At 57.8% G+C, this 20,193-nt stretch carries 18 protein-coding genes; 4 read left to right on the top strand and 14 right to left on the bottom strand.

Features of this window, described 5'->3' with window-relative positions; translation table 11 throughout:
• Positions 1-3: 3 nt before the first annotated feature.
• The 13 genes from pcp to SLW75_RS04265 all read right to left on the bottom strand — a co-directional run bounded on the left by pcp (position 4) and on the right by SLW75_RS04265 (position 15,269).
• The gene (gene pcp, locus SLW75_RS04325; RefSeq protein ID WP_410933636.1) at positions 4-681 is read right to left on the bottom strand and encodes a pyroglutamyl-peptidase I; all 678 of its coding nucleotides are present in this window, start codon (positions 679-681) and stop codon (positions 4-6) included.
• Complete coding sequence (locus SLW75_RS04320) at positions 678-1,139, bottom strand: Lrp/AsnC family transcriptional regulator (RefSeq protein ID WP_410933818.1); 462 nt, start codon at positions 1,137-1,139, stop codon at positions 678-680. Before SLW75_RS04320 ends, pcp begins: the two co-directional genes overlap by 4 nt.
• Positions 1,140-1,342: 203 nt before the next feature.
• Positions 1,343-3,739 (bottom strand): TonB-dependent siderophore receptor, encoded by a 2,397-nt coding sequence (locus SLW75_RS04315; RefSeq protein ID WP_410933635.1) that lies wholly within the window; start codon positions 3,737-3,739, stop codon positions 1,343-1,345.
• A gap of 114 nt (positions 3,740-3,853) precedes the next feature.
• On the bottom strand, positions 3,854-5,311 hold the full coding sequence (gene tldD / locus SLW75_RS04310) for a metalloprotease TldD (protein ID WP_410933634.1): 1,458 nt from the start codon (positions 5,309-5,311) through the stop codon (positions 3,854-3,856).
• Between the two features lie 18 nt (positions 5,312-5,329).
• Positions 5,330-6,670 (bottom strand): TldD/PmbA family protein, encoded by a 1,341-nt coding sequence (locus SLW75_RS04305; RefSeq protein ID WP_410933633.1) that lies wholly within the window; start codon positions 6,668-6,670, stop codon positions 5,330-5,332.
• Between the two features lie 20 nt (positions 6,671-6,690).
• Positions 6,691-7,947: a thioredoxin domain-containing protein gene (locus SLW75_RS04300; protein WP_410933632.1), complete on the bottom strand. Its 1,257-nt coding sequence runs from the start codon at positions 7,945-7,947 to the stop codon at positions 6,691-6,693.
• Between the two features lie 18 nt (positions 7,948-7,965).
• Complete coding sequence (locus SLW75_RS04295) at positions 7,966-9,669, bottom strand: ABC transporter ATP-binding protein/permease (RefSeq protein WP_410933631.1); 1,704 nt, start codon at positions 9,667-9,669, stop codon at positions 7,966-7,968.
• 73 nt (positions 9,670-9,742) lie between these two features.
• Positions 9,743-10,261 carry a sigma-70 family RNA polymerase sigma factor gene (locus tag SLW75_RS04290; RefSeq protein ID WP_410933630.1) on the bottom strand — a complete coding sequence of 173 codons (519 nt, stop codon included), beginning with the start codon at positions 10,259-10,261 and terminating at the stop codon, positions 9,743-9,745.
• A 143-nt stretch (positions 10,262-10,404) separates the two neighbouring features.
• Positions 10,405-11,370 (bottom strand): hypothetical protein, encoded by a 966-nt coding sequence (locus SLW75_RS04285; protein WP_410933629.1) that lies wholly within the window; start codon positions 11,368-11,370, stop codon positions 10,405-10,407.
• Between the two features lie 160 nt (positions 11,371-11,530).
• On the bottom strand, positions 11,531-11,950 hold the full coding sequence (locus tag SLW75_RS04280) for an ExbD/TolR family protein (protein WP_410933628.1): 420 nt from the start codon (positions 11,948-11,950) through the stop codon (positions 11,531-11,533).
• On the bottom strand, positions 11,947-12,630 hold the full coding sequence (locus tag SLW75_RS04275; RefSeq protein WP_410933817.1) for a MotA/TolQ/ExbB proton channel family protein: 684 nt from the start codon (positions 12,628-12,630) through the stop codon (positions 11,947-11,949). The genes SLW75_RS04280 and SLW75_RS04275 overlap by 4 nt, the downstream gene beginning before the upstream one ends.
• A 100-nt stretch (positions 12,631-12,730) precedes the next feature.
• Positions 12,731-13,588 (bottom strand): energy transducer TonB, encoded by an 858-nt coding sequence (locus SLW75_RS04270; RefSeq protein ID WP_410933627.1) that lies wholly within the window; start codon positions 13,586-13,588, stop codon positions 12,731-12,733.
• A gap of 166 nt (positions 13,589-13,754) precedes the next feature.
• On the bottom strand, positions 13,755-15,269 hold the full coding sequence (locus SLW75_RS04265; protein WP_410933626.1) for a carboxylesterase/lipase family protein: 1,515 nt from the start codon (positions 15,267-15,269) through the stop codon (positions 13,755-13,757).
• Between the two features lie 204 nt (positions 15,270-15,473).
• Here SLW75_RS04265 and SLW75_RS04260 point away from each other — a divergent pair, with 204 nt between their 5' ends.
• Positions 15,474-16,415 (top strand): cupin, encoded by a 942-nt coding sequence (locus SLW75_RS04260; RefSeq protein ID WP_410933625.1) that lies wholly within the window; start codon positions 15,474-15,476, stop codon positions 16,413-16,415.
• Between the two features lie 40 nt (positions 16,416-16,455).
• Here the strand turns inward: SLW75_RS04260 and SLW75_RS04255 are convergent, their stop codons facing one another.
• Complete coding sequence (locus tag SLW75_RS04255; protein ID WP_410933624.1) at positions 16,456-17,370, bottom strand: LysR family transcriptional regulator; 915 nt, start codon at positions 17,368-17,370, stop codon at positions 16,456-16,458.
• A 139-nt stretch (positions 17,371-17,509) separates the two neighbouring features.
• Here SLW75_RS04255 and SLW75_RS04250 point away from each other — a divergent pair, with 139 nt between their 5' ends.
• The 3 genes from SLW75_RS04250 (at position 17,510) to SLW75_RS04240 (ending at position 20,168) form a co-directional block, all read left to right on the top strand.
• Positions 17,510-18,100 (top strand): flavodoxin, encoded by a 591-nt coding sequence (locus SLW75_RS04250; RefSeq protein ID WP_410930295.1) that lies wholly within the window; start codon positions 17,510-17,512, stop codon positions 18,098-18,100.
• Positions 18,101-18,173: 73 nt separating this feature from the next.
• A complete protein-coding gene (locus SLW75_RS04245) occupies positions 18,174-19,166 on the top strand; it encodes an aldo/keto reductase (protein ID WP_410933623.1) in 993 nt (330 codons plus the stop codon).
• 228 nt (positions 19,167-19,394) lie between these two features.
• A complete protein-coding gene (locus tag SLW75_RS04240) occupies positions 19,395-20,168 on the top strand; it encodes an SDR family oxidoreductase (protein WP_410933622.1) in 774 nt (257 codons plus the stop codon).
• The last annotated feature ends 25 nt before the right edge of the window (positions 20,169-20,193 follow it).

Raw genomic sequence — 20,193 nt, 5'->3', positions numbered from 1 at the left:
CGGTCAGTGCAAGGCTCCCGCGGGGATCGGCATATCGATTTCGGTGGTGGCCGCTGTCTGCGCTGCAAGGCGCAAGGCGTCTGTCACCTGGTCTGCCGACATGCTGGGCGCGCCGGGGTACTGGGCTGCCTGCTGAGGCAGATACGGAATGTGTATGAATCCCGCCCTTGCGTCCGGTCGGTCACGTAGCGAATGCATCATGCTATAGAACACATGATTACAAACGAAAGTGCCGGCCGTATTAGAGACACTGGCCGGTATCCCCTTATCACGCAGCGCGAGCATCATGGCCTTTATCGGCAGGGTAGAAAAGTAAGCCGCGGGGCCGTCAGGGTCGATAGCCGTGTCAACCGGCTGTTGGCCAGCGTTGTCTTCGATACGAGCATCGTCGATGTTTATGGCCACGCGCTCTATCGAAATATCTGTCCTTCCACCGGCCTGGCCTACGGCGATTACGATGTGGGGTTGGAGGGCTCTAGTAGCGTCGATCAATACTCGGCGTGCCTCGTCAAATACACATGGCAGCATCAACGTAACGACCTGGTAGCCGGCCGCCAGTTCTACGCCATTCATCGACTTCACCGCCTCCCATGCAGGGTTGACCAACGCGCCGCCAAAGGGCTCGAAACCCGCCATTAGAATGATTCGAGGTGAGTCGGGTTTTCCCTTGTCCGGCGTCATACGGCGTAGCGTAGCGGTAGCGAAGTGGTGTATTTGATCTGCTCCATGGCGAAGCTTGAGCTGATGTCGAGCAGCCCGGGTATCTGAATCAGTTGCTTGTACACTTTGTCGTAGCCCTTGATATCAGGAACTACCATTTTAAGCAGGTAATCAGTATCGCCGGCCATACGGTACAGCTCCGTGATTTCGGCAATTTCCGCCACGCCGATGTTGAAAGACTTGAGCCATTGCGCAGAATGCTGGCTGGTTTTCAAAGAGACGAATACAGTTACGCCAACATTCAGTTTCTCGCGATCAAGAAGAGCAACACGTTTTCCAAGAATTCCGTCTTCTTCCAGCTTCTGAATACGCCGCCAGCATGCAGTATTACCCAGGCCTATTCGTTCGGCTATCGTCCCAATTGCAATGCTACAATCATGCTGAAGCGTTTCGAGAATTGCTTTGTCAAATTTGTCCAGCTGAAGAGGGGGTGAAGTGGCCATATAGGGCGCTCCTGACCAAAACGTTAGAATCCGAGCACCAGCGAGCCTGCGCCTCAATACGTAGAATCATAGTTCTAAGCATTGAGGCGCATGCGCGCGCAGTCGCGTTATTGCAAACGCAGCTCAGTGATAGTGACAACAATGACTGATGGGGGCGGTGCTATGCACTTGGCGATCTTTTAGAAACGATACTCAGCCGTTAACCGAGTCGTACGTCCTTCTTTCTGATTGATCCAGAGTGGTGAGGTACTGTAAGCGTAGATATCCCGGTCGAACACGTTTTTCACGCCCAGGGTGAGCGACCATTCTTTCTGTCGGTAGAAAACCGACAGGTCGGTTTGTGCCCGCCCCGGGTTTTTGAAATAGGTGCTGTTGCGAAACCCGTTCCACGAAGAGCTTTGCGCTGTGACGCCGATGCCTGCACCGAGCCCTTTAAGGAGACCTTCTTGAAGTTGGTAGGACGTCCACAGGTTGGCCGATTGTTTCGGTTGGCCAGTGATTCTGTTAACGCGGCCATTGACCATGGCCGGGTCCTCGAACTTCGAGTAGGTATAACTGAACGTCAGGTCCCACCCTGGCAGCAACTGCCCGTTCAGATCAAAGTCGAAGCCTTTGCTCATGCGTCCTTCGGTACCCAGATACTGCCCGAGCTGGTTGGCCACCGGTACGTTGGTCTGCTCGATATCGAACACTGCCGAGGTAATGGTCAGTCGGTCGTCAAGAAGGCTGAACTTGACGCCCAGCTCTTTGGCCTTGCTTTCGCTCGGTGCCAACTGAGTACCGCTGACGTCTACGTTGGAAGAGCCGCTGAACCCGTTCAGGAGATTGGCATAGACCGTGATTTCATCGGTCAGGTCGTAGGCGATCCCATAGTTAGGTACCCATTTCTTCTGATCGAATGAGGATCCCGCCCTTCCTACCACTTGGGTTTCATTTTGCCATTGGGCTTCTTTGCCGGCGAACAGCAAGTGGAGTTTGTCCATGATCGTTATCTGATCCTGGATCAGCAGGCCGCGCTGAATGCTGCGGCCTTCGTAGCTCTTGCGGTCGGTAGTGCTGATGGGTTGGTAGGATTGAGAATCAGGGTCATAGGCGTTGCCACCGATGAAAGGCCCTCGACCGGTAATACCGTCATACTGGGTGTTGTTGGAGTGCATGTAGTCGAACCCGATCAGCACTTCATGCTTCAGCGGACCCGTGTCGAAGGTGCCCCTGAAGTCGTTCTGGGTGCTCCAGTAGCGGACGTTGTTGACCGAGGTGAAGGGGTTGACCACCATTGTGCCGTTCGCTGCAATGGCGTAAGGCTGGTAGATCTGGAAATTGAGGTGGGAATCCGAATAGGTTGCCTTGCTGTTGAAAGTCCAGCCGTCAGCGAGGTCTTGGTTCAGCTCGTAGTAGCCAGTTTTAGTGATCGATGAAATGTGGTCGTCTTGGTCACCAAGCCGCGGCGTGGACAGATCAGCAATTTTTCCGGTACGGGTATTGTAGAAAGTACCTGCCAGATTCTGGGCGGAGCGGGAATCATTGAACTCCGCGCCTACCTTGATGCGGGTGGAATTCCCTTGCCAGGCTATGACCGGGGCGAAAAAGTCACCACGTGAGCCATTGTAGTCAGGATAGGTTTCGCTTGAACGAAGGCGAGCATAGTTCAAGCGGTAGCTCCACGCCTTGTCGTCAGTCAGCGCTCCGCCCAGATCAATGGCGGTCTTGTATTCGCCCCGGTCGGTGACTTCCTGGCGAATTACGTGCAGTGGGGTGGTGACCGGTGCCTTGCGCACGATGTTGATAGTGCCGCCAGGCGAAGAGCTACCGGACATGACGGCGGCAGGGCCCTTGATAACCTCAACGCTTTCGACACCGTCGATAGGCGCGGAGGGTAGCAGGACCCCGCCGCGCGTTTCCGGGCCGCTGACACCGTCGGTTGCGGTCTGAGTTACCTCGTAGCCACGAATGTAATAGGTGGTAGTACCGAGGCTGCCTTCCTGCGCGACCACGCCCGCGGCATTGCGTAGAGCGTCTTCAACGCTGGTGGTCTGGCGATCTTCAATCACTTGGCGCGTTACGGTCTTGATCGATTGCGGCGTTTCCTGCAGCGCAGTGTTGGTGCGGGTTGCACTGCTGGAGGCAGTAGCAGCGTATTCCTCGGTGATGGGAGCGCCTTCGACCGAGATTGCCGGGAGCATGGCGCCATTGCTAGGGGCGTATGCTGCAGCGACCGGGGCAGGGGCTGAAATCAGAAGGTTGCCATCCGGCGTGGTGCTAGAAGTCAGTGAAGTGCCTGCAATAGCCGCAGCCACCGCCTGGCCAGCATTCAAATTACCTTTAATAGCCGGTGCATTATAGTCGCCAATATTCGGCACGCTGACTTGAATGTCCAGTCCACTTTGGCTGCTGATGCGCGACAAAGTTTCTTGCAATGAAGCGGCAGGTAAGTCGTAGTAGCTCTGTTGGGTAATAGTGGCAGGTGCCGGTGCACCCAATGTCATTTCGGTATAACCGATGCTGCTCAAGCCCAACGATATACCCAATGCCAACGGCAAAGGTTTGAAACGCTTGAAACCTGCTGCATTCCCCATTCTTCACATCCCCGGATGAACTACGAAATTATCCTGCCATTCAGTGCAGTTATTACTAAAGTGCAATGAGGATCCTAAAGTGACAGTGCCGATCCCATTTTTTTTAACAATGGTTTATCGAGCGGTGCCGCCCACCAGTAGGTTATCGATCTTCAACGTCGGTTGGCCTACGCCGACCGGAACACGCTGGCCGGCTTTGCCGCACATGGCTAGGCCGCGGTCCAGTGCCAGGTCGTTACCGACCATGCTGATATGGCGCAGCGTCTCTGGACCGCTGCCGGTCAGGGTCGCTCCCCTTATCGGGGCGGTTAGCTTTCCGTCTTCGATCAGCCAGGCCAGGGCACTCTGGAAGCAGAACTGCCCGCTGACGATATCCACTTCGCCGCTGCCCAGGTCCTGCAGATAGACCCCGCGTTTCACCGATTCGATGATCTCCTGCGGCGCGTACTCGCCTGGCTCCATGAACGTATTGGTCATGCGTGGCATGGGCAAGTGCGCATAGGACTGGCGGCGACCGTTGCCAGTCGGGCGTTGCTTCATCAAGCGGGCATTCAGGTCGTCGTGCATATAGCTGCGCAGCACGCCTTTTTGAATGAGTGCGGTACGCTGCCCCGGTTCACCTTCATCATCGATGTTCAGCGAGCCGCGCGAGCCAGGTACCGTGGCATCGTCATAGATAGTGACGCCTGGAGCGGCCACGCTTTGCCCCATTTTCGAGGAGTAGATGGAGCTACCAGTCCGGTTGAAATCGCCCTCGAAGCCGTGGCCCATTGCCTCGTGCAGCAGCATGCCAGGCCAACCGCTAGCCAGTACCACAGGCAGTTGACCCGACGGAGCTTGTATTGCGTCGAGGTTAATCAAGGCGCTATCGACGATACGCTTGACCTCGATCTGCAATGTGGACGCTTCGAAATACAGGAAGCCATTGCGCCCACCCATGCCACCGGTAGCCGCTTCCCGTTTGCCGTTGTGTTGTACGGTGATGCGTATGAACAGCAGCACCAGCGGGCGCACGTCGGCAGCCAGGCGCCCATCGTGACGCATCACCATCATCATTTCATGCCTAAGTTCCAGTGTTGCCGAAACGTGAGTGACACGAGGGTCGGCGCTGCGAGCGTACTGCTCGACCTGTTCGAGCAGCGCGATGTTGGCCGATGCCGAGGAGCCCAGCAGGGGGTCGTCGGTGCCATAACTTGGGCGATCGATCATTCGCGTTTCCACAAGCGGCATCCGCGCGCTGCTGCCTTTGCCGGCAATGCTGCGAACCGAATCGGCAGCATTGCTCAGGCGTTTGTGGGTGATCTGTTGTGAATAGGCAAAGGCGGTCTGGTCCAGTTCGCTGGCGCGCAGCCCGAAGCCCTGATCGACATTGAAGCTGCCGGCTTTGACCTGGCTATTCTCCAGCGACCAGCTTTCACGGCGAATGGATTGCAGGTACAGGTCGGCGAAGTCCACCCGGTGGGTCATGACCTGGTCGAGCGTCTTGCGCAAGTCGCTCAGCTCCAGGCCATTGGGCACCAAGAGTTTGTCGCTGGCCAATGCAAGATTATCGGGGGTATTGGTATCGTTCATGAGGTTTTCCACGGTCACTTAACGCCCGCCTATTTGCATTTGCGAGATGAGTACCGACCCGCTGGTGAAGTTGCCTTGGGTCTCAAGGTCGCTACCCACCGCGGTGATTTGGCTCAACATCTCATTAAGGTTTCCAGCGATGGTGATTCCGGTGACCGGATGCACGATCACGCCGTTTTCTACCCAGAAGCCTTTGGCGGTGCGCGAGTAATTACCGTTGAGCAATTGGGTGCCTTCGCCATTGAGTTGAGTGACCAGCAAACCTGTGTCCAGACGAGCCAGCATCGCGTTGAAGCCGTCTTCAGGGCACGTGTGATGGCTGCTTAGCGCGACGTTGTACGGCCCGCTGGCATTGCCCGTGGAGGCTAGGCCCAGGCGGCGGCCTGCATAGGTGGAGAGCAGGTAACCCTGCAAGATGCCATTCTCCACCAGCGCTCGGCTTTGTCCCGATACGCCATCGTCATCGAATGGCGCGCTCGCCATGCCGCCCAGGATGTACGGATCTTCAGTCAACGTAAGGTGGTCGGCCATTACCTGAGTGCCAAGGCGGTCGCGTAGATAGCTGCTTTGGGTGAACAGGGCGCGGCCCGTGATACCGTTGGTCAGGTCCCCCAACAGCGAAATCGCCATATGGGGGTCGAACAGCACCTGGTAGCGCCCAGTTTGTACTGGACGATCATTCAAGTAACTCAGCGCTTTGCGTGCCGCTTTGGCACCAACCTCTTCGGGGGATTTCAACCGTTCACTTGCCCGTGCCTGGCTCGACCAGTAACCCAAGTGTCGGCTGGACCCTTCCCCAGCTAAGGCTGCGCCACCCAGGCTATGGCGTGACTGGGCGTAGCCATCGGCGAAGCCGCGGCTGTTGGCCAGAAAGGTGTGCATCTGGAAGGCGCTGACCGTGGCACTATCACTTTCCACGCCTTGGCCAACATCGTTCATGCCAGCCTCGATGCGCGCGGCCAGCTGCTGGGCTTGTTCCGATGTCACCTCCCAAGGTGTGTAAATTTGCAGGTCCCGCGGGCTAGAGCACATTGCCGTGGCTTCGGCGAGCCCGGCACAGGGATCTTCAGCCGTGTGCGTGGCGATAGCGCAGGCAGCCTCTGCCATCTCGCTCAAGCTTGTGTCGCTGAAATCCGTGGATTGTGTGCTGCCTTGCCGCTGCCCCCTGTACACCGTGAGGGTGACGCTGTTGTGCGCCTCTTCACGGCGAGCTCGCAATCGGCCTTGGCGCATGTTGACGCTCAGGCCTTGGCCGGTCGAAAGATGTACCTTGGCGTCCGTGGCTCCACCAGTCTTGGCCAGTGCGAGCAACTGCTCGGCGACGGCCGCCAGGCGCGCTTGTTCGAATGTAAAAGACATCTGGGTATCCTGTCTGCGTGTCACGCCGGGAGGTAAAGGGGAGCTTTGGCCAGTGCCTGGGCAAGGGCGGCGATGCGTCTAAGATTCGGCGCTTTGGCGTTCTCGCCGTACTGGGCGTGAAACGCTTGTTCCTTGATCAGAAACTCGGCGTTCTCGGCGTTCCACTGTTCGCGATGAGCTTGCAGCTGCTCCTTGCTGAAACCACCCAGTTCGCGCTCGTGGGTCTGGAACCAGTTGCTGCGCAGTGCCGGTGTTGCGCGCTCTACGGCGGTCCAGTCCATCGAGTCCATCAGCAGATGCAGACTGCACCACCCAGCGGCCTGGAATACCGCGCTCCATGCCAGGCCATCGCTGCTGGCAGGCAGCGGCGACACCCGCGTCAGTAGGTTGGCCAACATGCCTTGTAGTTGCCGATGAGGATCGTGCTTGGGGTTCTCCAGTGCAGCGGCGGCTTCACGCAGTTGCTCCCATTTTTGCGCCGCAGGAGCTTGCTGGGTCATCGCTTGTTGGCACAGCGCAAGCCATTGCACACGCAATTCGTCGAGTTGCGGCTCGCCGAGCACATCGGTCCAGCGATGCGCCGGGTCGCTCATCCAGTTTTGCAGGAGCTGCAAAGCCGCATGGTTAAGGTCCGTGTCAATACGCAGGTCATCGAGCAGGGCACTGACTTCCTGTTCGTTGCAGGCACCGACAAAGTCCAAAGCCGGAGCGAGACTTGCTGGCAGGCCTGAGACGCGTTCGAATACGTCGAGGCTCTCGCTGTGTACCAATGTCGCGGCAAATGTGCCTTTGCCTGCCATCCATACTGGTGCTCGGGAAGTGCTCACATCACCTTGATCGGCGTGTTGTTTCATGCGCGTCACAAGGAAATCGCGAAGTTGCGCATCACCGTAAAACGCGCCCCAGCGCTGGGCCGTCTGGGTAGGCCGGGCTGCCTTGGTCTCGATCGGCGCGCCGTGTTCACTCAGCCACTGTTTGAGCTTACTCAGGGGTTGAGTGCCGGAAAGGCGTGCCAGCTCGGTTTCGCCCTTGAGAAGGATCATGGTCGGAATGCCGCGCACGGCATACCGTTCACGTACCGCAGGGTACTCGTCGACATCTACCTTGAGCACGATGAGTTCATCGCCGGCTTCTTCCGCCAGTTTTTCCAAGGTGGGTGCCAGGGCACGGCACGGTGCGCACCAAGGTGCCCATAGGTCGAGCAGGATCGGAGCGTCTGCTTTGGCTAGATATTCTTTGAGCGACACGTCGGTAGCTGCAATAGTGGTGTGGGGCATGTAAATCTCCAAAGCAAATCAGGCGTCGGCGCGGCGAGCGAGATCGAGGTGGTGTGGATGGAAGTCTTCAAGAGACTTGCGATGGGCAACGCTGATGATGGCGCTGTCCGGTAGCTGGGTAATCAAGGTTTGGTAAAGACGTTGTTCGGTCGCTGGGTCCAGAGCGCTGGTAGCCTCGTCTAGGAAAATGAAGTCTGGTTTGTGCAGTAATACCCGCCCGATGGCCAAGCGCTGTTGCTCGCCGCCGGAAAGCACGTGCTGCCAGCGATCATTGGTCGTCAAAGAGTCCGCACGACTCTCCAGTGCGCAGTCGGTCAATGCCTGGCGACACTGCGCGTCACTGAATTGATCGGGGTCGGACGGGTAGCACAGTGCGGCTTTCAAGGTGCCAGCAGGGATGTAGCTCTTCTGTGGCAAAAACATCGATTGGGCATTTGCGGGTGTTTCGATGCTGCCATTGCCGTAGGGCCATAGGCCGGCGCAGGCGCGCAGCAAGGTACTCTTGCCGCACCCGGACGGGCCGCGCACTAGCCAGCGCTCGCCAGGGGCGACCTGCCAATCGGACAGCTTGGTGAGTGAGTGATGGGTAGGCGATTGCAACGTGAGCTGCTGACAGCGCAAGGTGGATGATTGCGTCTGCGTAACTGAGATATGAGTGGCTTGCGACTCGGCTTTGTTGAAGGTCCAGTGCAGATCCCTCAAACGGTTTGTCCACGCCATCCACTGCGCGTACTGCTGATAGGCCTGTTGAAAGAACGAAAGGCTGCTGGTGACCATGGCGTAGGCGCCAATCAGCTTGATCATATCGCCGTAGCTAATCTTGCCCTGCAACAGCAGCGGAAGTGCAAGCAGCGTAGGCAGCAGGCTGAACACATGAGAAAAGGTGCTCTGGCCGAACATCACCTTGAAGGTGCGTATCAGGACCTGCAGCGTGTTATCGCGTACCCGGGTAAAGCGCGCCTGCAGTCGACCGCCCTCGCGCGCACCGCCTTTGTAAAAAGCGATCTGCTCCGCGTTTTCACGCAGTTGCATGCCCGTGAAGCGCAGGTCGGCTTCGACCGTTTGTTTATGGTTGTTCAGGCCAATGAGCTGTTTGCCCAACCAGTGGGTTACCGCCAGATGGGCGATGGAGTACAGGTAAGCCGCGAAGACCATGTATCCCGGAATGGCGACGTCGACGCCCATCACCGTGAACTCTAGGGTCCCGGAGAGAGACCAGAGCACGACGGTGTAGGATATGACCCCGGCGACCACGGTAACGAGCTTGATGAAAAGGTTCAGTGAACTGTCAACAAACTCGCGGGTGTCTTCGGCGATGCGTTGGTCCGCGTTGCTGAGAAGGTCGTCGCGCTCAATCTTGTAGTAGGTCAGGCGACTGGTCCAGCGGTCCAGCAGTCCACGGGTCATCCAGGTCCGCCAGCGCAGTTGCAGATAATCTTGGACAATGGTGGAAGTGATGGGCATCAGCACGGTGATCAAGCCATAGCCAAACGTCAGCAGTAGCAATGGCTTGATGTGCGACCAGTCTAGCTTGATCAATGCGTCGGTCGTCTTGCCGTGAACGTCGTTCAAGGCAATGTGCGCGTATATCGTGGTAAAACTGATGGTCAGGATGACGGCCAGGAGCGTCAGTGCCTTCCAGCGATCAGCGCTGCGCCAATAAGGAAGCAATAGCCCGATAATGCTCGGGCGTTCGGCAGCAGGGGAGGGTGTGCGGCTCACTGAAGGTAATCCGTTTCAATGGAATTACCTTATATGTGCAATGAGATCGGGAAAGTGACAGCGCTGCGCGAAATTAATTCGCCTCTGGATTGCCGATATCCCAACACACCTGCAAGGCCTTGGCCATATATTGGCGGACCATGCTGGCCGATACACCCAGGCGTTCGCCGATTTCAGCGTAAGTCAGGCCCTCCAGCTGGCTTAAATAAAAGGCCTGACTCGCTCGCGGTGACAAACCGTCCAATGCCTGCTCTATGCTGCCTAATTCTTGCAGCAGCATTTGCTTGCGCTCAGGAGAGGCATGGCTGTCTTCGGGGCGCTGCGACAGATAATACAGGTGCGCACGCTCCAATTTTTTCCGACGGCGTACTTCATAGGCAACGCGGCTGGCGATGGTGATCAGCATCGAGCGCGGCTCGCGAACTTCTTCGAGTCGTGGCATGGCAGCCAACTGCGTGAAGGTTTCGCTGGCGACGTCCTCGGCGCTTTCACCGCACCCAAGCCGATAGCGCAGCTTGTGTGTCAACCACTGGTAATCACTACGGAAAACATCGTCCAACAGTTCCGTTGAGCGAAGTGTCTGCTCAGTCATGATTATTGATACCCGCGTAGATATATAAGTCTACAACCTCATAAGCAATAAGCGGGCCAAGGGCGAGTGGGAGCCGCGAATAGAAAAGCGGGCATCAGGACTTAGTCAAATCGGACGTTCAGCCGTTATATTTCAATTGTATTTCAATAGGTTGTGCGTGGGCTCGCGGATATCTGACCTTCCTCGGGCGTGCAGAGACTGGCCTTAAGACGTCGGCGGACAATGTTACGCAAGCGCTCATTAATGGGCGCCAGTGCACTGTTAATGTGCTCGAAGAAATACTCCTCTTTGGCGATATAGTCATGATCCTTGGGCAGGAGGCTCCACTCCTCTTGAGCGACCTTGAGTGTCGCCTCGGTAAACTGACCACCGGGTTCTTGTTTCTGCCGCTCGGTGAACCATTGGAACAGTTCGGTCTCCTTGGCGAAATCAGAAGTGGTCCAGCCGAGGGCGAACTGGGCCACCATGAATTTCGAATGCACGCCGCGCCCGAGCGTGATGCTGCGCCACCGTCCCGCACTGTTAGTGGCGGGGGGAGGGGATAGGGCGATCAGGCTTTCAAGAACAGTGTTCTGCACGGTGCTCATCGCATCGTTGGGTCTTAGCAGTGCGCGCATGCGTTGATTGAGTTCAGTGGCGTCGTCACTGTTTTGACCGGTCAGCCACTTCTCGCAAGCCGCTATCCACTCCAGGCGTAAGTCGTCCACTTGCTTGTCGTTGATCAGTTCAGACCACCGACAAGCCGGATCTGCGAACCAGTCCCGCATGACTTGCGCGGCTATATTATGGGTGGCGGTGCCTGCGGGCAGTGCGTCGGCAATGAAGTCGATGTCGTTCGAACTTGTGAGCTGAAGCATCTCCAGCAACATAGCCAGGGAATAAGGCAAGCCGGTCATCCGCTCGAATATTTCCGGGTCGGTGCTGTGAACCATCGCCGAGCTGATCGTGCCCTTGCCGCCGCTCCATGTCGGTTGTCGGGATACAAGAAGCTGTCCGGCTTTAGCATGCCAGCGAAGACGATTGAAATAGAACTGCGCAAGTTGCGGATCGCCGTAGAAGGCTGTCCATTGGAGGGAGGAATTGCTAGTGCAGGAAGATGCTTCGGCCATGTAGGCTCCGTCTCGCGCTGACCGTTTCGTCTTTTGCGTCTAACAGCGTTGATGGGCTATGGGGTGAAGCATACCATATTGTTCTTGGTGGGCAGTGCGCAGGCCTTGGTTCTCACACCAGCCAAAGGGAAGTCATTTCCCCTTGGCGAGGTACGACTGCCTAGGGCGAGGTAGCCTGGGTAACGAAGTCGATCTTGGACAGCCCACCGCCTTGTGCGGTTGCGAGCAGGTGAGCAACGCGGTCGTAGCGTACTTCCTTGTCGGCATACACGCGCAGGGTCGGGGCTGGGACCAATACGGCACTCTCGGCAACTTTCTGCTGAAGTTGCTGATCGTCCAGCGGCTCCTTGTTCCACAGAATGGTTCCGTCGGCAGTAATCGAGATATCGACTGCTACTTCCTGCTGCACCGAGCTCTGGGTATCGCCGCGGGGAAGGTCGACCTTCACCGCGTGAGTGATGACAGGCAAGGTAATGATGAAGATGATCAGCAGTACCAGCATCACATCGATCAGCGGCGTCATGTTTATATCGGTGACGAGATCATCGTCACCTTCGAAAGAGGATCCGGACATGCTCATGATTTGACGGCGCCTCGGATCGCATTTGGTGCTAATGAAAGATCAGCGGGCTTGGCGCTGAAAGGAGCGCCGGCGGTCAGGTTGACGCGGGCGCCGGTCAGGAAGAAGGCGTGCAGGTCGTGTGCGAAGCGGCTCAATTGGTGGATGACCGCCTTGTTGCGACGCGCCAGGGCGTTGTAACCCAGCACCGCCGGAATGGCCACGAACAGTCCGAACGCGGTCATGATCAACGACTCGCCAACCGGCCCGGCAACTTGTGCAAGCGAGGCGTCCCCGCTCGCGCCGATCACTGCCAGGGCGTGGTAGATACCCCAGACGGTACCGAACAAACCAACGAACGGCGAAGTACTGCCGATTGAGGCGAGGATCGCGAGGCCGGACTGCATTTTGGCGACCCGGTCGTCCAGGACGTCCTTGAGGCAGCGAGTAAGCCAGTCGCTCAAATCGAAGCGCGTGTGTAGCTCGGAGCTGCGTTCATATTGGTGCGCATCGGCGGCGTGACCGGCAATCGACAGTTCCACGAAAGGGTTGTTGTGCGCAGGGCCCAGTGCCTCGACACCTTTCTGGAAATTACTGGCATGCCAAAACTGGGTCCGGGCCCGGTGCATCATGCCGCGCACGCGCAGCAGTTGAAGGGACTTGACCACAAGCACGCTCCATGACATCACCGACATGATCATCAAGATGATTGCGATTGACCGCGATACGGCGTCGGCCTGAGCCCATGCCCCACTGATTCCAAATTCCTGCATTTTCGAGTACCTCTAAAGTCAATGAGTTCTAGCGAGTGAGACGGAAGCTGATCGGTTGTACGGCGCGAACCGCGACTGGCCGACCAGCCTCGATGTATGGCGTACACGAGGCGCCCAGCACGGCTTGACGCGCTGAAGCATCAAGATCGGCGTTTCCGGAGCTGCGAGCGATATTGGCCTGTTCGATTTTCCCCTGTGCGCTAACGACCAGGCTGATCAGCGTTTCTCCCTCGATCCGCAAGCGCTTGGCTTTGCGCGGATACTCCGGAGCTGGAACGCGGCAACCCACGCTTGCTACGTCCTTGGGTCCGGCAGCGGGAGGCTGCAGATTTTTTTCCGGCGACGGCGACGGCGCTGGCTGCGCACTGGGTGCTTGAGGTGCAGCGTCGACAGGGTCGTCCTTCGCTACTTCAGCCGGAGGCTGGGGCGGTGCCGGCTTCTGGGGCTTTACCGGCTTGGGCACAGGCTTGGTCACTTTGGGTACCACTGGCTTGGGCTTGGGCTTAGGCTTGGGCGGCTCCGGTGCAAGTTTGGGCGCAGGCGGCGGGGGCGGGGCGATGGTTCGCTCCGCATTCTCGCTGGTCATGACCGGAGGTTCTGGCGGTGGCGGTGGCTGAGCCTCCACCGGCTCCGGCTCGGGAGCCGGTGGAGGCAGCATGGTCACTCGCACGCTGGCCGGAGCCGCTGGAGCCCTCATCAGGCTGATCTTCTTCGGGGGCGGCGCCATCAGCAACGCGCCTACCAACAAGGCGTGGAGAAGAAGCACCGTCCCTGCCGCCAGCACCCACGAGAAGCGCTTTCCTTGCGGCGGAGCCTCGTAGGTGGATTCAGCGGTCCAGGTGGAGCGAAGTGAATGATTGCCTAAACGGACTTTCAGGCTCGTCATCTTGGTTTCTCGTTCAGTGGCCGACCTCACAGGGTCTCTCACTTGTTTATGTGCAACGAAAATCCGAAAGTGACAGTGGTGCGGGAAATTTTTTCGGCGGCTGGTTAAAGTAAGGGTGGCCAGGGTCGGGAAGCCCTCGGCGCCCATTCGATGTTTTTATCACCGGTTATTCTGCTGCAACCGGCTGCCAGGTGGTCCAAGCCATGCGTTCGCCTGCATCTGGATCGGACTTTATTCGCAGCTCTTTGTCGAGAATCGCAACTTGCCGGGCGCCGAGTTCATAGACGGGCCATATCGTCTTGGCATCGCTCAAAATCGGTTGGGCAGTGATAAAATCAATCCACAGTGAATGCATGATTCCACTCATTCGCTGTGCGGCTGGTTCGACCGGGCCTATGGCTTCGGCGGTCGGCAGCTGTACGTTGCCGAACACCAATGGCAGCTCCGATGTGTGTACGCATAATCCCCGGAAAGCACCCTGCTCGGGGGGCAGGTCGAAGCGGTACACATAGGCCGGTCGCCCTATCATGGCTCGCGCCTCGGCGATGCGCAAAGTCGGGACGCCATAGGACTCTGCGGTCAGAGCCTTGAACCTTAACGCTTCGGCCTTGAGGTGGGGGAACGTTTCAGGGTATCGGATCAAGATCTGATCGAACTCAGACAGAGACATGTTGGCAAGCTCCTGTTGCACGACTCCACCGTCACCATTGGCGGACGCGCCATAGAAGCCGGCCTCGTCTTTGTTCCATCCCAACAGCAACGGAATGTCTCTGCCAGCTCCATTGGCAATGGACGCAAGCGGTGCCTGTTCGAGAACGACGCCGTCGACGACCGCACGAAAGGGTGATTTTGCGGGATAGCTATCGACTAACGACGCTTGAGCTGCCAGCAACTGTTCTGGGGTAGCCTTCAGCAGCGCATCTGCCCTGGCAGATTCCCCACCTAGGTGAATTCGAACCCGCTGCGCCAGGTCTTCCGCCATCAGCTGATCGGCATAGGTCTGACCCCCTCCGCTTTGACAGATCGCTCGGTGAAAAAGGCCTTGGGCCCCCGGTGCAGTAAGCAGGCTGATCACGTTTTTGCCACCAGCGCTTTCGCCTCCGAGGGTAACCCTGTCCGGGTCGCCGCCCACGGCGGCAATATTGTGCTTTACCCATTCAAGTGCAGCGATCTGATCGCGTAAGCCATTGTTGCCGCTGCCACGATATGCTTCACCCAAGAGCCCGCTAACATCGACGAAGCCCAGGATGCCAAGGCGGTAGGCGATCGAAACAAAAACCACGCCGCGCCGCGCGAATGATGTGCCGTCGAAAACCGGCTGTGCAGTGGTGCCTGCCATATTGGCTCCACCGTGTATCCAGACGTAAACCGGATGTGGCCCGGGCGCAATGGGCGCCCAGACATTCAGGTAGAGGCAGTCCTCGCTGTAACCAGGATCATCGGGCAAAAGGGTAGGAGGCCTAGGCGACTGGATGGCTGCGCGCGCGAAGCTGTTTGCTGCCCGTATACCTGTCCAGTCGGCTAATGCTTGTGGCGCCTTGAAGCGAAAGTCACCTATGGGTGGCTCGGCAAAGGGAACGCCGAGAAATCGCTGGACGTCCCCAAGTCGTTGTCCCCTTAGCATGCCGCACGGTAGTTGTAGTGTGACGGGGTTGAAGGTCGAGAGCTGTTCTGTGGCCATAAATGTCCTGAGCTGATTGCCTTGCATCTACTCCCGACAAGTTTATCCAGTTACTCACTTCGCGGCGCGCGTAAGCCTTCCCCGTTGTGCATAACTGCTGTGCGGGCGGGGTACTTAATGCATGTTCAGGTCCACGCTTATAGTGGCATCACTTCACGCAGCGGCTCCTCGCCACTGCCTTCAGCCACGATTGAGGTGATGGTAATGAACAGCACATTCAAGCCCCAAGATGCCGATGCCGCGATGCTTCATCAGCGAGATGCCGAGTACTTCGAATACAGCAAGGCCGCCAACCCTATCAGTGCGAACCTGATTTCGCGGGTCCCGTACCAGACTTTTCCGGCCTCGCTTTACGACTCTGGCGCAAGCCGAGTGTTACCTCTTGATCTCAGCGAAGCAATGGGCTGCGCCGGGCCCGCTACTGGCCCGGGTCTGTGTGCCAACTTCATCCGCCTGAATGCCGGCGATTCGTTGAGCTTGCAACCCAACGCAACGTCCCAGGTGTTTTATGTGATCGGCGGCCAAGGTAGCGTTGCCCAAGGTGGGCAGACCATCGAATGGTCGAAGGGCGATTTCATGGCATTGCCATGTATGGCAGAAGCACAGTTTTCGGCGACCAGTGACGCTCGTTTGTACTACGTTCACGACGAACCCATGCTGCGCTACCTCGGCGTAGGGTGCACAAGCGACCGCTTCGCGGCCACGTTGTATCCTTCGGCCGTGGCCAATGCCAAGCTGCAGGAAGCCGCGAACGACCCTCGGGCACAAGATCGCAGCCGTATCAGCATTCTGCTCGGCAATCGCAATTTCCCGCAGACTCGGACTGTGACCCACGTGCTCTGGGCTATGTACGGCATCTTGCCGGCCGGTTCGGTCCAAAAGCCTCATCGTCATCAGTCGATCGCGCTGGATTTCATCGTCGATTGTCCGCAGGGCTGTTATTCGCTGGTTGGTACGGAGCTGGATGCTGACGGCAAGATCCGCAATCCGGTAAGGGTGGACTGGGAGCCAGGCCTGGCTTTCGTCACTCCACCGGGCTACTGGCACGCCCATTTCAATGAATCTGGCAAAGAGGCCTACCTGATTCCTATCCAGGATGCTGGGCTGCAGACACATCTGCGCTCGCTTGACATCCGGTTCAGCTAATCGCTGAGAAGCCACCCTTGTCGGCAGCGGCAAGGATGGCTTACTGAGTCCAGGAGGGCTTGACACCGAAACGCTCGATCATGAAGTCAATAAAACTTCGTACCTTGGTGGACACGATGCGCTTGGGTGGATAGATGAACCAGATCGAAGACGCATGAGCGCTAGGCTGCAGCTGTATCTGCCATGGCTCCAGCCACTGAATCAATGTCCCGCATGCCAGACCTTCAGCCACCAGCCAATTCGGCAGCACTCCATACCCCAGCCCATGATGGACCGCTAGCAGTTGAGCCTCCAGATCGTTGATCTTGATGGTTTTGCTGGGCACCACCGGATGCGTTTGCTGCTGTAGAGTAAATGTAGCGCTGGCAAGGCCACTGACGCCTACGACGGCAGGCAAGGTTTCGAGCTCGGTCGGTACATCCGGCTTTGAGTGTGTGTCTGCGAACCCAGCACTGACCACCACTAGATGAGTCTCAAACGCAATGCGTCGAGCCTTGAGCGTCGAGTCCGCCAGATGGCCCACTCGAATGGCAAGATCGGTTCCCGAATGGATAAGATCGACCTGGGAGTCATCTAGCGTCAATTCCAGTTCGATATCGCTAAAGCGCTCCTGGAATGCTCCCAGTGCCGGCAAGATGTGGTGCCGGGCGAAGGCTGGCGGCAGGTTGAGTCGCAGGACGCCACGAGGGTGCTGATTCAAGGCGCCGGCGGCGGCTTTCGCTTGCGCAAGCTCTTCCAACGCCCGACGTGCGTGCAGGAGAAATATCCGCCCGCCTTCAGTCAGGTGCAGCATGCGAGTTGATCGGTTGAACAGTGCAATACCTAACTCGCTCTCAAGGTCTTTAATATACCTGGAGACTGTCGACGCCTTGATACCGAGACGCTCGGCTGCGCGTGAGAAATTATTCCCGTTTGCGGCTTCAACGAACGCGTTTAATGCTGCGAAATAGTCCAAAGGCGAGCCTGCGGTATGGTATGGCTATCAATTCATGAATCGGGCTCATAGAACCTAGCGCGGTGGGAGGGCTAGTTTCAAGGGGTAGGTGCCGTTAAATTGCTCCTGTCCACGTTGAAGGTTCTGGAGCGAGGAACAGATGACCGCACCCAATGACCCCATGCGCCGCAAGGTAGTGGCGGCCTTGGCAAGCTTGCCACTGATAGGGTCGGCGCAACCAGCCCAAAGTGAGGAGGTCAGCCTTGGCGGCTCAAAAGTACTCGTCGCCTATTTCTCTCGCTCGGGCAATACCAAGGTCGTCGCAGGGCTATTACAGCGCGCTCAGCAGGGCGACCTATTTGAGATAAGGCCTGCCAATGCCTATCCCGAAGACTACCTGCAGACAGTAGAGCAGGGCCGTCAAGAGCGTGACAGCGGCTTCGAGCCTGCCCTGGCAGCCCATGTATCTGATATGTCGAACTTCGACGTTCTCTTCCTGGGCTTTCCAATCTGGGGTGAAACGGCGCCTCCTGTCATTCGGTCTTTTCTGTCTACCCATGACCTTGCAGGCAAGGTGATCGTGCCATTCATTACACACGGCGGCTATGGGCCCGGCAGCAGCTATCAGGTACTCGCACGTCATGCTCCTAAGGCCGTCCTGCGCCAAGGCTTTGAAATGCAGGCCGATCAAGAGCGCAAGACGATGGAACAGGTCAACGACTGGTTTAGCAGCCTGAACCAATCCAGTTGAAAACGGGTGTACTGCCGTAGTTCCAGCACCCGCGATCGAAACTTCATAGATACTTTGACCCAAGGAGCCACTCATGAAAACCCGCACGCTCGGCAATGGCCTGGAAGTTTCTGCTCTCGGCCTTGGCTGTATGAGCATGACGGCTGTCTACGGCCCGCCGGCCAATAGCAAAGACATGATCCAATTGATCCGCAACGCTCACCAGCGAGGCGTCACGCTGTTCGACACTGCCGAGGCCTATGGTCCCTTTACCAACGAACAACTCTTAGGTGAGGCACTCGCGCCAATCCGTGACCAGGTGGTCATCGCGACGAAGTTCGGCTTCGATATCGACCCGAAGACCGGTGCGCGCGGTGCGGGTACAAATAGTCGGCCGGAGCACATCAAAGCTGCGGTGGAAGCCTGCCTCACACGTCTGGGCACCGATCGCATCGATTTGCTGTACCAGCATCGTGTCGACCCACAAGTGCCTATCGAAGACGTTGCGGGTGCGGTGAAAGAGCTTATTGGTCAGGGCAAGGTCATGCACTTCGGGCTCTCGGAAGCGGGCGTCGAGACCATTCGCCGTGCACACGCGGTTCAGCCGCTCACTGCCGTGCAAAGTGAATATTCATTGTTTTGGCGAGAACCCGAGCTGGAACTGTTGCCACTGCTTGAGGAGCTTGCGATTGGCTTCGTGCCGTTTAGCCCATTGGGCGCGGGGTTCCTGACGGGCCAGATCGACGAGGACACAGTATTTGAGCCCACGGATTTTCGCAGCCATGTACCGCGGTTTTCCGTCGAGGCGCGTAAAGCCAATATGGCGCTGGTCAAGCTCGTTCGTGAGTTGGCCGAACGCAAGGGCGCCACGCCGGCCCAGGTGGCGCTTGGCTGGCTGCTGTCACAGAAGCCCTGGATTGTACCTATTCCGGGCACAACCAAACGCTCTCGCCTGGAAGAAAATCTGGGCGCGGTGGACGTGCAGTGGACGGAAGAAGAACTGGCGGCAATCGATGGTGCTGTGTCGAAGATTCAGATTCTCGGCGACCGCTTGCCCGAGGCGGCCATGAAAATGGTTGGGCGTTGAACGGATTGTCGTGGCGACTGTTTCGCCGTGTTTTCATATCGTGCTTAGCCTTATGGATGGAGCACACTCTGGATGCCTAGTACATCGATCGCCAGGTCTGCCAATGTGCGTTCATTACCTGCTGCTCTCATGACCGTGCTGATGACCGCCGGCTCCATGCTGCCAGGTATTGGCAATGCTGCGGCTGAGGAGCAGGAACCTTCACACCGATCCGAACGAGGTACAACCATGAGTACCGATAAACCCGTCGTGCTGGTCGTGGGGGCGAGCGGCAGTATCGGTCAACCTACGGTTGCCGAGTCGTTGCGCCGGGGCTATCAGACCCGTGCACTGGTTCGCGATCCATCCCAGGGCAAGCTGTTCGATCAGGGCGTGGAAGTAGTGCTGGGTGATTTGACTCGCGCCGAAACCCTCGACAAAGCAGTCGCAGGAGTGACCGGGGTTATCTTCACCCATGGCATCAGTGGCAACAATGCGAAAGGCGCCGAAGCCGTGAATTACGGTGCAGTGCGCAACGTGCTCAATGCACTGAAAGCGCCCGCTCGGGTTGCATTGATGACCACTGTTGGCGTCACCAAGCCGTCGGTGGGACATGACTGGAAACGCCGGGGCGAGCGCCTGGTGCGCGCCAGCGGTCTGCCTTACACCATCGTGCGCCCAGGCTGGTTCGACTATAACGCCGCCGACCAGCACCAGTTGGTGATGCGCCAAGGCGATACCCATTGGGCGGGATCGCCCGCCGACGGCGTGATCTCCCGGCAGCAGATTGCGCAGGTGCTGGTCGCTTCGCTGACCTCGCCGGCGGCAACTGACAAGACGTTCGAGTTGGTCGCCAACCATGGTCTGGCGCAGACCGATCTGGCCCCATTGTTCTCGGCGCTGCCGGCAGATCCTGCTGCCAGTACAGATGCCATCGGCGACCGTGACAACCTTGTGCCCGAGCAGGAGCCTGACTCGGTCAAACGCGACCTCGAGGCACTCAAAAGCAAATTTTCTCGGTAGTGAATCCTGCATCACTCCCTCGGGC

It is taken from the genome of Pseudomonas sp. W5-01 (genome assembly GCF_046540435.1).
GTDB classification, from domain to species: Bacteria; Pseudomonadota; Gammaproteobacteria; order Pseudomonadales; family Pseudomonadaceae; genus Aquipseudomonas; species Aquipseudomonas graminis_B.
This window is presented reverse-complemented; position numbering and strand designations above follow the sequence as displayed.

Excerpts from the sequence above, each read along its gene's own strand:
- SLW75_RS04290 (WP_410933630.1), bottom strand. The coding sequence starts at position 10,261 with ATGACTGAGCAGACACTTCGCTCAACGGAACTGTTGGACGATGTTTTC.
- SLW75_RS04240 (WP_410933622.1), top strand. The coding sequence starts at position 19,395 with ATGAGTACCGATAAACCCGTCGTGCTGGTCGTGGGGGCGAGCGGCAGT.
- SLW75_RS04260 (WP_410933625.1), top strand. The coding sequence starts at position 15,474 with ATGAACAGCACATTCAAGCCCCAAGATGCCGATGCCGCGATGCTTCAT.
- SLW75_RS04285 (WP_410933629.1), bottom strand. The coding sequence starts at position 11,370 with ATGGCCGAAGCATCTTCCTGCACTAGCAATTCCTCCCTCCAATGGACA.
- tldD (WP_410933634.1), bottom strand. The coding sequence starts at position 5,311 with ATGAACGATACCAATACCCCCGATAATCTTGCATTGGCCAGCGACAAA.
- SLW75_RS04315 (WP_410933635.1), bottom strand. The coding sequence starts at position 3,739 with ATGGGGAATGCAGCAGGTTTCAAGCGTTTCAAACCTTTGCCGTTGGCA.
- SLW75_RS04275 (WP_410933817.1), bottom strand. The coding sequence starts at position 12,630 with ATGATCATGTCGGTGATGTCATGGAGCGTGCTTGTGGTCAAGTCCCTT.
- SLW75_RS04300 (WP_410933632.1), bottom strand. The coding sequence starts at position 7,947 with ATGCCCCACACCACTATTGCAGCTACCGACGTGTCGCTCAAAGAATAT.
- SLW75_RS04280 (WP_410933628.1), bottom strand. The coding sequence starts at position 11,950 with ATGAGCATGTCCGGATCCTCTTTCGAAGGTGACGATGATCTCGTCACC.
- SLW75_RS04250 (WP_410930295.1), top strand. The coding sequence starts at position 17,510 with ATGACCGCACCCAATGACCCCATGCGCCGCAAGGTAGTGGCGGCCTTG.
- pcp (WP_410933636.1), bottom strand. The coding sequence starts at position 681 with ATGACGCCGGACAAGGGAAAACCCGACTCACCTCGAATCATTCTAATG.
- SLW75_RS04245 (WP_410933623.1), top strand. The coding sequence starts at position 18,174 with ATGAAAACCCGCACGCTCGGCAATGGCCTGGAAGTTTCTGCTCTCGGC.
- SLW75_RS04270 (WP_410933627.1), bottom strand. The coding sequence starts at position 13,588 with ATGACGAGCCTGAAAGTCCGTTTAGGCAATCATTCACTTCGCTCCACC.
- SLW75_RS04265 (WP_410933626.1), bottom strand. The coding sequence starts at position 15,269 with ATGGCCACAGAACAGCTCTCGACCTTCAACCCCGTCACACTACAACTA.
- SLW75_RS04305 (WP_410933633.1), bottom strand. The coding sequence starts at position 6,670 with ATGTCTTTTACATTCGAACAAGCGCGCCTGGCGGCCGTCGCCGAGCAG.